Source organism: Modicisalibacter xianhensis, assembly GCF_900113605.1.
In the GTDB taxonomy this organism is placed as follows: domain Bacteria; phylum Pseudomonadota; class Gammaproteobacteria; order Pseudomonadales; family Halomonadaceae; genus Modicisalibacter; species Modicisalibacter xianhensis.
Window position 1 is genome coordinate 82,988 of sequence record NZ_FOPY01000008.1, and the last position, 16,498, is coordinate 99,485.

16 protein-coding genes are annotated in these 16,498 nt (G+C 59.0%); 13 read left to right on the plus strand and 3 right to left on the minus strand.

The window, feature by feature from the left end:
• The first annotated feature begins 32 nt into the window (after positions 1-32).
• The 7 genes from BM194_RS11075 to BM194_RS11105 all read left to right on the plus strand — a co-directional run bounded on the left by BM194_RS11075 (position 33) and on the right by BM194_RS11105 (position 7,076).
• Positions 33-539 carry a CinA family protein gene (locus BM194_RS11075; protein WP_092846704.1) on the plus strand — a complete coding sequence of 169 codons (507 nt, stop codon included), beginning with the start codon at positions 33-35 and terminating at the stop codon, positions 537-539.
• A gap of 48 nt (positions 540-587) precedes the next feature.
• The gene (nadE, locus tag BM194_RS11080; protein ID WP_092846706.1) at positions 588-1,424 is read left to right on the plus strand and encodes an ammonia-dependent NAD(+) synthetase; all 837 of its coding nucleotides are present in this window, start codon (positions 588-590) and stop codon (positions 1,422-1,424) included.
• Positions 1,425-1,499: 75 nt separating this feature from the next.
• On the plus strand, positions 1,500-2,738 hold the full coding sequence (locus BM194_RS11085; RefSeq protein WP_092846708.1) for a cation:proton antiporter domain-containing protein: 1,239 nt from the start codon (positions 1,500-1,502) through the stop codon (positions 2,736-2,738).
• Between the two features lie 204 nt (positions 2,739-2,942).
• Positions 2,943-4,001, plus strand: a complete 1,059-nt coding sequence (locus BM194_RS11090) for a hypothetical protein (protein ID WP_092846710.1) — start codon at positions 2,943-2,945, stop codon at positions 3,999-4,001.
• Between the two features lie 201 nt (positions 4,002-4,202).
• Complete coding sequence (locus tag BM194_RS11095; RefSeq protein WP_092846712.1) at positions 4,203-4,604, plus strand: hypothetical protein; 402 nt, start codon at positions 4,203-4,205, stop codon at positions 4,602-4,604.
• Positions 4,605-4,765: 161 nt separating this feature from the next.
• Entirely contained in the window at positions 4,766-5,839 is a 1,074-nt protein-coding gene (locus BM194_RS11100; protein ID WP_340148082.1) for an ATP-binding protein, read from the plus strand.
• A 55-nt stretch (positions 5,840-5,894) separates the two neighbouring features.
• A complete protein-coding gene (locus BM194_RS11105; RefSeq protein ID WP_092846714.1) occupies positions 5,895-7,076 on the plus strand; it encodes an AGE family epimerase/isomerase in 1,182 nt (393 codons plus the stop codon).
• A 49-nt stretch (positions 7,077-7,125) separates the two neighbouring features.
• Here BM194_RS11105 and BM194_RS20915 read toward each other — a convergent pair whose 3' ends face one another.
• Complete coding sequence (locus BM194_RS20915) at positions 7,126-8,187, minus strand: RNA-guided endonuclease InsQ/TnpB family protein (RefSeq protein WP_092846716.1); 1,062 nt, start codon at positions 8,185-8,187, stop codon at positions 7,126-7,128.
• A 21-nt stretch (positions 8,188-8,208) separates the two neighbouring features.
• Here BM194_RS20915 and tnpA point away from each other — a divergent pair, with 21 nt between their 5' ends.
• Entirely contained in the window at positions 8,209-8,625 is a 417-nt protein-coding gene (tnpA, locus tag BM194_RS11115) for an IS200/IS605 family transposase (RefSeq protein ID WP_092846718.1), read from the plus strand.
• A 211-nt stretch (positions 8,626-8,836) separates the two neighbouring features.
• Positions 8,837-9,127, plus strand: a complete 291-nt coding sequence (locus BM194_RS11120) for a TOBE domain-containing protein (protein WP_244890942.1) — start codon at positions 8,837-8,839, stop codon at positions 9,125-9,127.
• Here BM194_RS11120 and BM194_RS11125 read toward each other — a convergent pair.
• Positions 9,124-10,878: a SulP family inorganic anion transporter gene (locus tag BM194_RS11125; protein WP_092846722.1), complete on the minus strand. Its 1,755-nt coding sequence runs from the start codon at positions 10,876-10,878 to the stop codon at positions 9,124-9,126. The genes BM194_RS11120 and BM194_RS11125 overlap by 4 nt on opposite strands.
• 174 nt (positions 10,879-11,052) lie before the next feature.
• Here BM194_RS11125 and BM194_RS11130 point away from each other — a divergent pair, with 174 nt between their 5' ends.
• Both BM194_RS11130 and BM194_RS11135 read left to right on the plus strand, forming a co-directional pair.
• A complete protein-coding gene (locus BM194_RS11130) occupies positions 11,053-12,636 on the plus strand; it encodes a methyl-accepting chemotaxis protein (protein WP_092846724.1) in 1,584 nt (527 codons plus the stop codon).
• 222 nt (positions 12,637-12,858) lie between these two features.
• Positions 12,859-13,887 (plus strand): hypothetical protein, encoded by a 1,029-nt coding sequence (locus BM194_RS11135; RefSeq protein WP_092846726.1) that lies wholly within the window; start codon positions 12,859-12,861, stop codon positions 13,885-13,887.
• A gap of 11 nt (positions 13,888-13,898) precedes the next feature.
• Here the strand turns inward: BM194_RS11135 and rarD are convergent, their stop codons facing one another.
• Positions 13,899-14,819 carry an EamA family transporter RarD gene (gene rarD / locus BM194_RS11140; RefSeq protein WP_092846728.1) on the minus strand — a complete coding sequence of 307 codons (921 nt, stop codon included), beginning with the start codon at positions 14,817-14,819 and terminating at the stop codon, positions 13,899-13,901.
• A 130-nt stretch (positions 14,820-14,949) separates the two neighbouring features.
• Here rarD and BM194_RS11145 point away from each other — a divergent pair, with 130 nt between their 5' ends.
• The gene (locus BM194_RS11145) at positions 14,950-15,753 is read left to right on the plus strand and encodes an amidohydrolase (protein ID WP_092846730.1); all 804 of its coding nucleotides are present in this window, start codon (positions 14,950-14,952) and stop codon (positions 15,751-15,753) included.
• Entirely contained in the window at positions 15,753-16,454 is a 702-nt protein-coding gene (locus BM194_RS11150) for a pseudouridine synthase (protein WP_092846732.1), read from the plus strand. Before BM194_RS11145 ends, BM194_RS11150 begins: the two co-directional genes overlap by 1 nt.
• The last annotated feature ends 44 nt before the right edge of the window (positions 16,455-16,498 follow it).

Genomic DNA, 16,498 nt, shown 5'->3' on the forward strand with positions numbered 1-16,498 from the left:
GTTCAAGGAAAAAAGCATCAAGGAGATAAGCAATGGAATTGCTAGAAACGGTTACCCAATATCTCAATGACAATGAGTTGGTACTGGCCACTGCTGAATCGTGCACGGCTGGGCTCATTGTTTCCGAACTGGCCAGGGTGCCGGGAAGCGGCCAAACCATCGATTGCGGCTTGGCGGTCTACTCGCCCGAAGCGAAGAATCGCTATCTATCGGTCAGCTTCGACACCATCGAACGCTACGGTCTGACCAGCGAGGAGACCTCGCGGGCCATGGCACTGGGAGCCATCGACAACAACAATGCCGATGTTGCCATCGCTAATACCGGCGTCGCCGGGCCAGGTGCGCCGGATGATATTCCCGTCGGTACGGTGTGTTTTGCCTGGGCCTTCAGGCATCAGGCACAGCTGTACGTCTATACCCGTACTCATCGCTTCTCCGGCGAGCGCAATGAGGTACGCCTCGCTGCGGCACATCATGCGCTGGAATTGGTACCGAAGCTGCACCGTGAAGTGCTGGAAGGCAAGGCACCACCGGTGTGATCCCCAACGTTTGTCGAGACTTATTCAAACATGGAAGGAGAGATTGAGATGGCAACGGAAGTCGATACCGAGCAGCAGGAAATCATCGAGGCGCTGGCCGTGCAGGCCGTTATCGACCCACAGCAGGAAATCGATCGGCGTGTCGGCTTTCTATGTGATCAGCTTATCGAAACCGGCCAGCACGCGCTGGTGCTCGGCATCAGCGGGGGAGTCGATTCCACGGTCGCCGGTCGCCTGTGCCAGTTGGCTGTCGAGAGGGCACGTGAGCGTGGTGTCGAGGCGCGTTTCTATGCCATGCGCTTGCCTTACGGTGAGCAGAAGGACGAAGACGAGGCACAGCAGGCGATACGTTTCATCGCACCCGATGAGGTTCTGGCCACCAACGTGAAGCCAGCCAGCGACAGCATGCTGGACTCCCTTGAGAAAGGTGGGCTCACCTTTGATAGTGACGGCCAACGCGACTTCGTGATGGGCAATGTCAAGGCGCGCCAGCGCATGATCGCCCAGTACGCCGTGGCGGGTGCTCAGGGTGGCTTGGTCGTGGGCACCGATCAGGCCGCCGAGGCGCTGATGGGATTCTTCACCAAGTATGGGGACGGTGCCTGCGACCTGGTGCCGTTGACCGGACTGACCAAGGGGCAGGTCCGGGAGCTTGGGCGAGAATTGGGCGCGCCTTCGCAACTGATCGAGAAAGTGCCGACCGCCGACCTGGAGTCGCTGCGTCCCCAACTGACGGATGAGGATGCGCTGGGCGTCACCTACGCACAGATCGATCGCTTCCTGACGGGACAGGCCATTGATGACGAGGCCTACCGGATCATCGTCAGCACCTATCGCCGCACCGAGCACAAGCGCCAGTTGCCGAAGATGCCCCCCGTGGCTTGATCTTCGCCTGTAGCCAGCCAGCCGGGGCAGGCCAAGGGGATTGATGATGAAACGTGCCAAGGAGGGCTGCGCTTCATGCAAGAGATGAATATCGTGCTGGCAGGGCTGGGCGGGCTGATCTTCGTGCTTAGCCTGTTGTCCAGCCCCGTCGACAGATCATGGCTTTCACCGCCGTTGCTGGCGTTCCTGTTCGGTGTCCTGCTGGGGCCCGAGGGGACTGGATTGCTTGCTCCGGCGACCTGGGGCAATCCTGAACATCTACTCGAAGTTATTGCCCGCCTGACGCTGGGCATCAGCCTGATGGGGATTGCTCTCCGGTTGCCACCCAGCTACCCCCTCGAGCAGTGGAAAGCGCTGGCTATCCTGCTGGGAATAGGCATGCCCGCCATGTGGTTGATCAGCGGGTTGCTGAGCACCTGGCTGCTGTCCTTGCCGCTGATGGTGGCCTTGCTGATCGGTGCCTGTGTCTGCGCAACCGATCCGGTCATTGCCTCTTCGATCGTCACGGGCGGTGTCGCCAAGAAGAACTTGCCGGGAAACTTCCGCCATCTGCTTTCCGGCGAATCCGGGGCCAACGATGGGCTGGCCTATCCGCTGGTCTTTCTGCCGATACTCCTGCTGTCAGCCAATACGCAAGGTGTTTGGACAGATTGGATTTTCCGGGTCTGGTTATGGGAAGTCGGGGGAAGCATTATCATTGGGGCGTTGCTTGGCTGGTTCAGTGGACGCGCGTTGCAGTGGGCCGAAGCCCGGCAATATATTGACCAGCCATCCTTTCTCACGGTGACGTTGGCCTTGACCCTGCTCGTGTTGGGCGTAGGCAAGTTGTTCGGGACCGACAGCATTCTGGCTGTCTTCGCTGCCGGGCTGTTCTTCGACCAGATCGTCGGTGGCAAGGAGCGTGCCGAGGAGAACAATATTCAGGAGGCCGTCAACATGTTCTTCACCATGCCGGTCTTCGTGCTGTTCGGGTTGATCGCTCCCTGGGCCGACTGGCTGGCGTTGGGCTGGCCGGGCGCCGTACTGGTGGCACTCATCCTGTTGTGGCGGCGCCTGCCGGTGATTCTCTTGCTCCGGCCATTTCTCGCGCCTGTCAGAGAGTGGCGTATCGCCCTGATGATGGGGTGGTTCGGCCCGATTGGTGTCTCGGCGTTGTTCTATGCGGCGCTTGCCGCCCGGCACACTGGCAATCACGAAATCTGGGTCGTTTCGAGCCTCGTCGTGTGCAGTTCGATCGTGGTACACGGCATCACGGCTGCGCCTCTCGCCAAGGCATATGGGCGTGCCGAGGCAAGCCAGGCCAGGAATTCGTGATGCTGTCCATCATGTCGTCCCTTTGTCTCGCCAAGGAGGGCCTGGCATTTTGCCGGGTCCTTCTACGGCCTGGCCGGCATCCACCGGCGCATGGCCGTAAGCCCAGGCCGCTAGGCTAAAGGGGCGATTTCCTACATCTGTGCCAGTCAGGCTTCGCTAGAATGCTTGACCCTACCCATCAACGTGCATTTTCAGGGAACGAATATGCTGTCCAATGCTGCCGTCCTCCCCTTGGAGTCGCAACCGCTACCCAACGACACGCTGAGTACTGAGGGCCTGCTGGGCGCTGACGTGAACGAGGCGTGGATAAAACTGCCGCTGCTTGGTCAATCAGCGCATCGTGCCTTGGATGAGGTGCGACTTGCCGAGGAGACGCAGCGGGCTAGCGAGGCCATGCTGACAACGCTGGACCTGATTGCCCCCCAGGCGCCGCACGACCGGGTGCGGCAGGTGCATAACATTGATCGATCCATGGAAACGGTTGCCATCAAGCTCAGGCAGTATGCGTTGGGGCAATCGCCTGCCGATAGCAGGTTCGGTCATGAAGGAAGAAAACGCAGTGAGGACGTAAAAGGGGGCATTCGCGACTTCATGCACTTCACGGCCATGGCGCAGACGGCCTGCCGGCTCCAGGGGCAGCCTTCCCTGGTATTGCTCCCGCACCTGGTGGGACTGGCGATGGTACGTCACAAGATTGAAGCGCTCTGGCAGGAAGAGGGCGACGTGAGCAGTGCCGACACGCAATACCTCACCCATGAAGAGATCGCTGCCGCCTGCGAACTCAAGCTGAGCAGCCTGCGCAATGCCGTGTCGAGAGGAGAGCTGCCGCAGTCCGATGGTACCTGCGTGCCGATCCGGCAGGCCCTGGACTGGATGCTGGTACGTCAGCGTTTTCTTTTCCTGCGTCTGGCGCGCAGCCTGCCTTCGCAGCATATCAATGGAAAGATGGCCTCCTTATGGCTGGACCGTCAGCCGACTGCCGAAGCTGTCAAGACAGTGTCGCGGCTTCGCCTGACGCTTTGGCGACTTGGCGAGCCGGGAATCCTGATCGCGGTCAATACCGGCGTCAGGCAATGCATACTCACGCTGCCCTTCGCACCGCCGAGCCTGGAAAGCCATGAGATTTTCGTTACCGACCGCAGCCATGACAAGGCAGCGGACCTGTTGAGAAAAGGGTTGGGAGTCTCACCATCATCGCCAATCTGGCAGGTACGCACGAAGAGCAGAGAGGCCTTCGAAAAGCTCGTCGCTCACTGGCTGTAGCCATGCACGGCACAGCTACATAACGTAACCGGGGCGGAGTTGTTTTTCGGTCGTGGCGAACTTGGTGTCGCTACGGTAAACAGACGTTTCTGTACTGCATCTCACCTGATAATTGCTCCCTTAAACGATGGTTGTTCGGCTGTTGAGGGGGCGACGCAGTAAGCCAGACTGGCCTTCTTAGAGCCGTCTGTCGGACCGATCATGCTTGCCAAACCTCCAGTGGTCTATTCACAGCGCTATTACGAGAGAACGCTGATTAGCGCCAATCGCTTTCTCGGCATGCCCAACCCGGTATGGAGCGGCATCGTCACGTTGGTACTGGGCATGACGGGCTGGGTAGCGAGTAGCCTCACGCTGGGCACATTCCTGGTTTGCTATGGCCTGTGGCTGGCAGGACTGGCCTGCCTGCTGTGGTTATTACTGAAATGTCTCACTCCAAGCCGCGCCAGGCTGCGCCGAATCGCTGTGCAGGAACATCGTACCGAGGTACTGCGTGTGGCCAAGGCCTATGGCATCGACCCTACCAGCATCCGCTTCGTCGACAGTGAAGAAGAATGCCGTGAGTTGGAGGTAGAGCCGGTGATGACGCGTCTGTCAGTCTGAACACGCCCAACGTAACACCTTGGTCGCCTTCGCGGCCTGGCTGGCTCGCTGCGCGGGCGCTTCGTGCTGATCATGATCATCGGCGGGCTCAGCGCCCAGTTGGCCAGTTATGCGCTGTGGCGGCGCAGGCACCTTCCGCCCAGTCTGAGCAGCTCGACGAGATGGCAAGCAACCTGGCCTACAGCATTTCTTCCACGGTCAGGTTCTTTCGTTCCCTGCCTTACGAATATCGCCATATCGTGCTTGAACAACTGACGGGGCCGGCCTCGTCCCCGATCCTGGTCATCCAGTTGTCCTTCGAGGACGATGCTTGGCTCTACGTGGCGACGACGTTGCCCATGGCCATCGATGAGCGCAACTGGCTGTCTGCGGACCGCCTTTTCGTACTGTTCGTGGCGCTGGTTACCGTGCTTGGCGTGTCGTTCTGGGTGATACGCGGCGTGACTCGTCCCTTGGCACGGCTGGCGCGTGCAGCCAGGCAACTGGGGGATGATCTTGAGGCGGTGCCATTGTCCGAGCGCGGGCCTCGCGAGGTCGCGGCGTCGGCACGTGCCTTCAACCGCATGCAGGAACGGATTCGCAGCCAGATCAAGGAGCGCGAACGGCTGTTCTCGGCGATTTCGCATGACCTCAAGACGCCCATCACCCGCCTGCGTCTGCGCGCCGAGATGCTCGATGATGCCGAGCAGCGTGAGCGCTTCTGCGCCTCGCTCGACGAACTGGATACCCTGGTCAAGGGGGCGCTGGCCTCCGTGAGAGAACTGGACCTGGATGAATCGTGGAAAATCATTGATGTACGGGAATTGCTGGTATCGCTGGCTCAGGATCTCAAGGTGCAGGGTGGCAAGGTGAGTGTAGCCGGCGAGGCCGCAACGCTGCGCGTCAAACCGTTGTCATTTAAGCGCTGCCTGGCCAACCTGCTGGAGAACGCCATCTTCCATGGTGATCGGGCAGCGGTAACGATACGGCATGGCGCGGAATCCCTGGATATCGTCATTCGCGATCACGGGCCAGGCATTCCCGATGACCAGTTCCAGCGAGTCTTTGCCCCCTTCGTCAGGCTGGAGCCCTCACGGAGTCGCAATACCGGCGGCAGCGGACTGGGGCTGAGCATTGCCCGCCATATCGCTCACGCCCACGGGGCAGCATTGAACCTGGCCAATCACCCGTCAGGTGGCTTGGTTGTGACACTGCATTTCCCGTGTCGGACCGTGCCTTGCACATCGTTGCGCTGATCTTACAGTTCGTGTTCGGCTAGGCTCGTGACAACAACAACAGGAGCCAGCCGCCATGGATATCTACGATCCGACCCATCTTGAAGCGCACATTCGCAAGACGATGGCCTTTTATCATCCACGCTGTATCGATCCGCAGGGCGGCTTCTTTCACTACCTGCGTGACGATGGCCAGATCGATGACAGGAGTCACCGTCATCTGGTGTCGAGTACCCGCTATGTCGTTACCTATGCCCTCTACGCCAGTTACTTCGGCGAGCCCGAGTATCTGCACTGGGCACGCCATGGCCTGAAGTACCTCGAGAACCACCATTTCCAGACGGCCTATCAGGGGTACGCCTGGTCGCTGCAGGATAACCTGGTCGATGACGATACCCACCATTGCTATGGTCTGGCCTTCGTCATGCTGGCCTATGCCACGGCGCTCAAGGCCGGTATTGATGAGGCGCGAGACGCACTGTATCGGGTTCACCGAATTCAGACCCAACACTTATGGGAACCGCAGTGGCAGCTCTACGCCGATGAGGCCGACAGGCATTGGCATGTGAGCGCCTATCGCGGCCAGAACGCCAACATGCATAGTTGTGAAGCGCTGATTGCCGCGTATGAAGCGACTGACGACACGCAGTTTCTCGAGCGCGCGCTGCAGATCGCCGATGCTATCTGCCGGCGCCAGGCCAGGCAGGGCGGCGGGTGGATATGGGAGCACTACGACAGCCAGTGGCGCATCGATCTGGAGTACCATCGCGACGACCCCAAGCACCTGTTTCGCCCCTGGGGCTATCAAGTCGGCCACCAGACGGAATGGGCCAAGCTGCTCGTCCTGCTGGAGCGCTACCGGCCGGAAGCGACCTGGTTGTTGCCGCGCGCCTGCGAGCTGTTCCTGTCCAGCGTCGGGAAGGGCTGGGACGATACCCATGGTGGGCTGGTGTACGGTCTCGATCTCGATGGACGTATCTGTGATGGCGACAAGTATTTCTGGGTACAGGCCGAGACCCTGGCAGCCGCTGCCATGCTGGGTCGGCGCACCGGTGATCGCCGCTTCTGGCGCTGGTACGAGCGGATATGGGACTTCAGCCTACGCCACATGATCGACCATCGATACGGTGCCTGGTATCGGATATTGACGCCTGACAATCGCCGTTATACCGATCTCAAGAGCCCGGCAGGCAAGGTCGACTATCACACCATGGGCGCCTGCTACGACATGATCGCAGCCTTGCGTGCGCAGGGGTAATGACGGTAAACGGCATTTATTACAAGCGTGTATTGACATCCTCCCCGGCCTAAAACCCGGGGATTCCCACTGCTGGACGGCGATGCCCCGCCGCGAGATTGAGAATATTCCGGGCCGCGTTTACGTCCCGGTCGTGGGTGACACCACACGCCACGCATTCCCAACCTCTCATTCGCAGCCCATTGACGCCCTGTGGCCCGCTGAGCGAGCCGCAGGTCGAACAGGTGCGGGTGGTGTAGCTTTCTCGCACTTCCTTGAACACGATGCCTGCGTGAGCGCATTTATAGGCCAGCATCGTCTTCAACTGGCCCCATCCGGCATCGAGCACGGACTTGGCCATCTTGGTCTTGGTGAGTTTTTGTGAGCTGACATCTCCCACGATGACTTCACCGTACTGGCTAACCAGACGGCGTGAAAACTTGTGCAAGGCATCCTTGCGACGGTTCTTGATCTTGGCGTGAATCGCACGAGTGCGCTTTCGGTTACGGCTACGCTGAGCCATGGCTAGCTTGTCTTCCATGCCGCGATAGAAACGCCCGTTTTCCAGCGTTTCGCCGTCGCTGCATGTGGCAACATTTTTCAGGCCGAGATCGACGCCGACTGCGCCTTGTCCGAGGCTGGGTTGAACATCGGCATCGACTACCACATTGAAGTACCAGCGCCCACGCGCATCCTCGTTGAAGGAGGCAGAGCGGAACGTGTACTGGCTCAGCCCGAAACTGTCCCAGACTTTAAAGTAACTGCCGTTGTGGAATACTTGCCCGTCCTTCCACCTGGCTGCGCCGGTATTGACCGGGATCCATCCGAGTGAACGACGCAGGCCATGCGACTTGCGCCAACCCAGGCGGGTCTTGCGAAACTGCTTGCGGCGAGTCGCATACTCCGCTGCGATACATTGCAACGTCTGACTATGCAGACCGAGTTCCTTCCCCGCCCCTTTGGTATACGGGTGCAGATCATAGGCCGACAAGAACAGTCTGCGTTCACGAATGGCGCGAGACGACAGTTCGTTCACATAGTTCCAGACATAATTCACGCTGCGTGCCATGCGGTTAAGCTGGGCAACGTGCTTGTCTTTTACGCGAACTTTTAATGTCTTGGTCTGCTTCATGGCATTGAGTATACTTGGTCTATGGACGGAATCAACTCGATTAGAACCGGCAGACACTGTGTTTTTGAGATGCACGTTCATTTGGTCTTCGTGACTAAATGTCGTGGCAACGTATTCAACGACGCGCATCTATACTCCCTTGAAACCCTGTTCAGGCAGGTGTGTCTGGATTTCGAGGCTGAGCTGAAGGAGTTCACTGGTGACACCGATCATGTGCACTTACTGATCAATTTCCCGCCCAAGATGGCGATTTCAAAGCTGGTAAATAGCCTGAAGGGTGTGTCGAGCAGGCGGATGAAGCTGCTGCACCCCGAATTGGTACAGCCCGCCTATCGAAAAAATGCGCTATGGAGCCCGAGCTATTTTGCGGGAAGTGTCGGCGGAGCGCCGCTGAGCGTCGTCAAACACTACATTGAGCAACAGACGAGAGCGGAATAGGGAACGCTTTGCGTCCCGCGCTATCCATCCTCGCACTAGAAGTACGAGGTTTTTCGCGATGATTGATAAACCGCGAATACTTCTTAGTAAACTGGAAGTAACAACCGGTACGGGAATCGGATAGCGTGTCTTTATCCACTCGATGGATGACTGTTCACAGAATAACAAGTCAAAAGACGCCCCTTGGCCTACGGAGCGGGAAGCACCGGGCATGACAAATGTCGTTGGGCGTCGGGGGGTGCTGGGCTTGCGCCCCGAGCACTTCAGCGCAGAAGACATTCGCCTCGGCGACCGGGCGGAAGGGACGCTTTTGACGGCACAAGTATCGGTCGCTGAGCCTACGGGGGCCGACATTTTGTTGCGGCTGCCCCTGGGTGACGGCGAGATCACGGCCCGAGTCGGCCCCAAGATGCGCATCGCCGCAGGGGATTGCATCGATCTCCGCGTGGACATGAGCCGAGCCGTACTGTTCGATGCCGACAGCGAGCGTCGGCTGGCCTAGGCGTTGTCTAGCGGTGTCTCTCCCAGCTCTGTTGCCATGGCCGGCTTATGGCCATGGCGCAGCTCGCTCCAGGCTGCATAGGTGCTGAGAAAAACCTGCCCTGTAAGATGCTCAAGAAAGTCAGAATGCTTGAGCCGGTCCATGACCGGCCCTTTGACTTCGGCCAGGTGCAGGGTGACCTGGGAGTCCTTGAGACGCAGGTTGATGGCTTCGAGACTCTCCAGTGCCGATGCGTCGATAAGATTGACTGCCGAGCAGATCAGTACCACGTGATTGATCTCGGGATGTTCCGCTACCAGCCCATAGACGGTGTCTTCGAGATAGCGTGCATTGGCGAAGTAGAGGCTTTCGTCGATGCGCAGCAGGGCGACTCGCTCACTGCTTTCGACTTGATGACGGTGTATGTTTCGGAAGTGCTCGGTGCCGGGAATACGCCCGACCAGGGCGCTGTGCGGTCGACTGGTGCGGTAGAGATACAGTCCGATGGACAGGCCGACACCCGCAATGATGCCCGCCTCCACGCCCTGGGCGAGAGTCAACGCGATCGTTGCGAGCATGGCGGCAGCATCGCCGTAGGAATAGCGCCAGGTGCGTCGTAGTGTGCGTGTGTCGATCAGAGTCAGTGCCGAGACGATGATGATCGCCGCCAGGGTGGCAATCGGCAGGAAATGAATCAGCGGCGTCAGGTAAAGGGTCACAAAGGCGACGCCGAGCGCGGCGAAGGCGCCGGCAGCGGGCGTCTGTGCGCCGGCGTCGAAGTTGACTACCGTGCGCGACAGGCTCCCCACGACCGGTAGACCTGACGACAAGGCCGAGGCAATGTTCGATGTACCCAGGCCGATCAGCTCCTGATCGGGAGAAATGCGCTGGCGGCGTCTGGCGGCAAGCATCTGGGCGAGGGCGACCGACTCGATGAAGCCGACGATACCGATCAGCAGGGCCGGTACAAGCAGGTCTCGCCAGACGCCCGGGTCCGAGGAGGGGATGCCAAGCGGCGGCAGGTGGCCAGGGACGTCGCCGACCACGTCCACGCCGTGGCTCGGCAAGCCGGCTGCCCAGCAGATCGACGTCATCAGGACGACGACGAACAGCGGACCCAGCTTGACCAGAAAGTCGGCATGGCGTGGTCTCACGCCCCAGTCTTTCAGACGTGGCCGCGCGCGCCGAAACAATTGCAGCAGTCCTACCGAGGCCAAGCCTATGGCCAGGGTGGGCCAATGAATTCCATCGAGATGGCTCAGCAGATTGCTGAGTTGCGTGACCAATGTGAATCCCGAGGCATCGATTCCGGCCAGGCCTGCCAACTGGCTTGCGGCAATCAGGACTCCCGAGGCGCTGAGCAGCCCTGATACTACCGGGTGGCTGAGAAAATTGGCAAAGAAACCCAGGCGGAACAGGCCCATCAGAGTCAGGATGATTCCCGTGAGAAAGGCGAGAGTGATAGCCGCTTCGAGGTAAGCGTTGCTTCCCGGCGTGGCGATCTGGGAAAGCGCGGCACCGGTCATCAATGACACCAGGGCCATGGGGCCAATGGCCAGGGTCCGGCTGGTGCCGAACACGGCATAGGCGAACAGGGGCAGAATGCTGGCATACAGGCCGACGATCGCTGGCAGGCCGGCGAGGAGGGCATAGGCAAGGGCCTGGGGAATGACCATCAGGGTAACGATCACCGCAGCAATGGCATCGCTGCTCAGCGTCTGGCGATCATAGCCAGGTAACCATTCGAGAATGGGGAAATAGCGCTTCAGCATCCTGCTCTCGCATGACGGAATGAATTAGCGGAGCATAAAATTATAACAATTCAACCATTCTCCGTCGTTGCAACAAGCAATGCCGGCCCTGCCAAAGTCTAGTTACATAAAGTTGCAGGCTATCGCATCCTCTTCGACTTCAAACGCTAATAATAATGAAGAGTGAGACTCGCCATGCGCCGGGGAACCCTGTTCGTCACGATCCTGCTACTCGCTGCCGCCATTGCCGTGGTGCATTTTCTGAATACCGCCTGGGCTCCCTATGTGGCCATCGCACTGGGCTTGCTTGCCGGACTGGTCCACGATCGCTTTGCCCGTATTTACCGAAGCGATCAACGGACGCTTTCAGCGCTAAGGCAACGGGGGCTGCCGGCGTCCGCTCGTGATTATCTTTCGCTGCGCCAGATGGCACAACGCTTGATCAGTCGTGCCGGTCGTACGGCTATCGCTTCCGCGGAGGTATCTCATCACGCTGACCGGCTGGACCACCGCTTGCAGGAGCAGGAGAGAATCGTCCACGAAGCGGTCTCGAGCATGGGGGCCATCACCACTGCCATCGAGCAGGTGTCGGTCAGTGCCTCTCAGGTTGCCGAGCTTGCGAGCCGCTCGCGAGGGGCCAACCAGGACAGCCGCGAGGCGCTCGGACGGGTCATCGGTGAAATGTCGGCGCTTGCGGAGCGCTCCGGAGAGGCCTTGTCGTTGCTCGAAGCATTGAGTCACAAGAGCCATAGCGTGAGGGATGTGACAAGCTTGATCGAGGATATCGCCGAACAGACTAACCTGCTTTCTCTCAATGCCTCCATCGAGGCGGCGCGTGCGGGAGAGCACGGTCGTGGTTTTGCCGTGGTTGCAGGGGAGGTCCGCGAACTGGCCCGGCGTACGGCAGACGCCACGCATCAGGTCGAGTCGCTGGTCGATGAAATCGGCAACAGCAGCGAGAGAGTCGTCGAAACCATCGGGCACTTGATGCGGCGTGTCGGGGATAGAGCGCGTGAAGTGGAATCCGTGGGAGGCCATCTGACATCGATGACAAGCGACTTCGACAGGGTCGAAACTGAGATCACCGCCATTGCTGCATCGATGCACGATACACGCAGCCATTCCCGTCAGGTCGCGCACACGCTGGAAATGCTCGAGCGTCATGTGGACGAAGGCAATCGCGACATGCATGACCTTGCCGATCAGGCACGTGCGCTGATGGACGCCGCCGAAGCGGTTGACGGCGAACTGGCCCAGCAGCGTCTCGATGGCCGCCATCAGGCAGTATTCCTTCAGGCAAGACGAGCGGCCGACCAGATCGGCGCATTGCTCGAGAAGGCCTTGAAGCAGGGAGAACTCAGTGAGCAAGACCTGTTCGCCAACGAGTACCAGCCGGTCGAGAATACGCAGCCACCCAAGTACCGCACGCCATATGACGAGTTCACCGATCGGCACCTGCCGGCGATACAGGAACCGCTTCTGTCATCGCTGGGCGCCGCTTACGCCATTACTTGTGATCGTCGTGGCTATGTCCCTACCCACAATCTGCATGTCAGCCAGCCGCCCTCCGGTGACTATCAGACCGATCTGAAGTTCAGCCGCAGCAAACGCATTTTCGATGATCCGACGGGACGCCGCTGTGGCGCGCATACTCAACCGTTGCTGGTGCAGACCTACAAGCGCGACACGGGGGAGGTCATGCATGATCTGTCAGTGCCGATTCACGTCGCCGGTCGGCACTGGGGCGGATTCCGTATTGGTTATCTCCCGCAATCCTGAATCCTGACTCTTGGTAGCCCTGCGTCTTTAGCTTGGGGGATAACGGTTTTACCGAGCCAGCCTCAAGATTTCCTGCTTCCTGCCGTTAACTTCGGTAACATACAGGGTCATGATTATAAGCCCGGTGCCCGTTGACACGGTGATATAAGAACAGGGGCCGCATCGTATGGCTTGCCGGTCCGAGTGACTGCCATCGGTGCATACGCAGGGGAGAACACAAGCATGCACAAGGGGACATCCAAGCCCTTGGTCTTGCTGCAGGAACCATTTCTGGGTCTGGCAGTAAGTGATGTGCTGGCGATCAACGCGCTGATGACCGAGATCGAGCAGGCCAGCGTGTCGATGGCGGCACCGCTGTTGCGTTTGTGCAACGGCATCGATAACGAGCAGGAAATATCGTTGAGCGCCACCAGCCTGGCCTGGCGTATGCGCGGCCCGCTCAATGTGCTGCACAATTGGGCCATGGCCGATGATCTCAGCATTCCGCACCGTCTGGAGTCGGCATCGCTGGAAGACTTCATCAACTTCGTGGCGATGGCGCGTAGTCTGGCTGAAGCTCAGGGAGCCCCCATTCCGGGCCGTTTGCTGCATCTGCTTGGTTTAGCCATGGTACGTGCCCGGCTGGAGCGACATGTCGGGCTGAACCCGGGCATCGGGCTTCCAGTATTGCATGCCACGGTGGGCTTGAGTGTCGTTGAAATCGCCGCAGTCTGCGGTCTCAAACTGACGACAGTCAGAAATGCCGTTTCCCGGCGGGAAATGGCGCACACCCGAGAGGAAGGTGTACCACTGGACGAAGCGCTGGACTGGATGGTTCAGCGCAGCGGCTTTTTGTATTCGCATGCCAACGCAGCTTGTCGGGATCGGCGTATCAACGGCCGGCTGGCATCCGACTGGCTCGAGAAATCGCCGCAGGTAATTGCCGAACGCTATGTCAGCCGTCTGAGGCTATCGTTGTGGCGCCTGTCGGGCAATGGCCGACGAATTGCCTTGAATGCAGAAGGGGTACGCAATTGCGTCATGTTGTTACCGGGGATCGCTGTTGAGGACCTGCATGGCCTGGGCCTGGAGCGACTCGAGGATCGTAGCGACGACCCAGCGGCCGAAATGCACCGTGAAGCACTGATGCTTGCCCCCGGTGAATCGCTCTGGCAATGCCAGGCACCGACGTTGCGCGTTCTCGAAGCGCTAATCGACCGGCTAGTCTGCAGCGATGCGGCCGAGGCCATGATCGATGCTTGCGGTAGTTGACGTAAGCCGCGTCAGGCCGATTCTGGCGCTGATTTCTCGCGTGGCCGGCTTTGCCAGGCCGAGTAGGAATATAGCGCCAGCCCGACCCAGATCAGCAGAAACGATGCCAGTTGTGTGGGTGCCAAGGGTTCACGGAACACCAACAGCGCAATGAAGAATTGCAGGGTCGGGTTGATGTACATCAGAAATCCGACCGTCGCGAGTCGCAAGCGTCGGGTCGCACCGGCAAATGCCATCAGCGGCAGGGCAGTTATGACGCCACTGGCGATCAGTAGTAGCGTTGCCCGGTTATCTCCAGCCAGGAAATGCGATCCTCCTACTGCACTCAGCCAGGTGATAGCCAGCAAGCCCAAGGGCAGCAGCAGCAGCGTCTCGACGAAAAGCCCCGACAGGCCATCCAGTGGTACCTGCTTGCGCAAAAGCCCGTAGGTGCCAAAGGAGACTGCCAGGGTCAATGTGATCCAAGGCAGTTCTCCCAGCAATATCATTTGAATGGCTATGGCCACCGTGGCCAGGCCAATAGCCACGCCCTGAAGTTTTTCCATCCGCTCCTTGAGCACGAGCATGCCCAGCATCACATTGACCAGCGGGGTCATGAAGTAGCCAAGGCTGGCCTGGAATACGTGGCGTGTCTCGACCGCGTAGATATAGATTCCCCAATTGAGGCCGATCAGCAGGGCGCAGGCAAGCACACGCCACAACCGTGATGGTTGAGCCAAAGCTGCACTCACCACTGCCCAGCGGCGCATGATGCTGATCAATCCTGCCAGAAAGACGCAGGACCACAGTATGCGGTGTATCAAGACTTCCCAGGCGGGAATGCCTTCGAAGAGAGCGAAGAACAAGGGGAAGCAGCCCCACATGACATAAGCGGTAAGCCCAAAGACAACGCCTTGCGTGGCTTGCTTATCCGTTGATGCAGATAGGCTCATGGCAGCTTCCGTATTGAATAGGCCGCTAATGTAACATCATTTCCTGCCTCGGGCTGCAGCTCAGGGTCACCATCGGTTAGGCTTGGGGTAATGTCATATGCGTCGTGTCTGTCCACGGCAAGGAGAGAATATGAGCAAGTTGCGTGTCACCCTGGTGCAGCCTGACCTGCAATGGGAAGACCCGACGGCCAACTGCCGTCATCTGGATGCCCTGCTGGGCGACATGAGTGGTAACGACACCGACCTGATCGTACTGCCGGAGATGTTCGCCACTGGCTTTACCATGAATTCTCGTGAAATGGCCGAACCCATGGAACGCAGCCAGAGTGTGGCATGGCTGCGCGATCAGGCTATGAATCGCCAGTGTGTCGTCACGGGCAGTGTGGCAGTGCTGGATAATGGCGAATACTACAACCGCCTGATTTGGGCGACCCCGGACGGAAGCCTGACTCATTATGACAAGCGGCACCTGTTCCGTATGGCCGGCGAGCACGAGCGTTACGGGATGGGCAGCCAGCGCGCCATCGTCGAACTCAAGGGGTTCCGGCTATTGCTTTCGGTCTGTTACGACCTGCGCTTTCCGGTCTGGCTGCGTCAACAACCCGATAGTGAAGAGCACTTCGAATACGACGCCCTGCTGTGCGTTGCCAACTGGCCGGCTCCGCGTCGCCAACCTTGGCGCACGCTGCTTCAGGCGCGGGCAATCGAGAACCTCTGTTATGTCATTGGCGTCAACCGCGTCGGCGAGGATGCCAAGAAACTGTCCTATGCTGGCGATTCGATGTTGATCGATTTCAAGGGCGAGGCGCTGATCGACGAGCCTAGTGATACACCTTTCGTGCGGACAGGCGTGCTCGATCTCGAGGCGTTAGCCAAGTTCCGAGAGAAATTTCCGGCCTGGATGGATGCCGATCGCTTTAGGGTGGACTATTGATGCGTCTGGACAAGTTTCTTTGCGAAACCACAGAGCTGACTCGCAGCCTGGCCAAGAAAGCGCTGCATCGGGAGGAGGTGACTGTCGAGGGGGAGGTCATCAAGAATCCGGCCACACAGGTTGATGATTCTCATGATGTTCGCTGGTTGGGGGAGCGTCTCGAGCGAGTTGGCTTTCGCTACCTGATGATGAACAAGCCATTGGGCGTGGAATGCACGACGCGTCCGGGGCTTTATCCTACCGTACTGGAACTGATCGACTTGCCGAAAGTTGAGCGCCTGCATCCGGTAGGGCGGCTGGATGTCGACACGACTGGACTCGTGCTGTTGACCGACGATGGCAAGTGGTCGCATCGGGTCACGTCGCCACGCGCAAAATGCGAAAAGGTGTACCTGGCAACGTTAGCCGAACCACTGGAGGGCGAGGCGGCCAGTATTGCGGTCGAGAATTTCGCCAAAGGTCTTTGGTTGGATGGCGAAGAGGAACCGACAAGGCCGGCCAGGCTCGATATTCTCGCGCCCCGTGAAGCCCGCGTAGCCATTACCGAAGGCAAATATCATCAGGTCCGACGCATGTTCGCAGCCATTGGCAACCATGTGGAAAAGCTAACCCGGGAATCGATCGGCCCGCTTGTTCTGGATCCGGAATTGGAACCGGGGGAGTGTCGCATGTTGCGCAGCGATGAAATTGCTGCTTTTTGATTTATACCGTTATCTATTTCATATTATAAAAAAAGAATAATTGA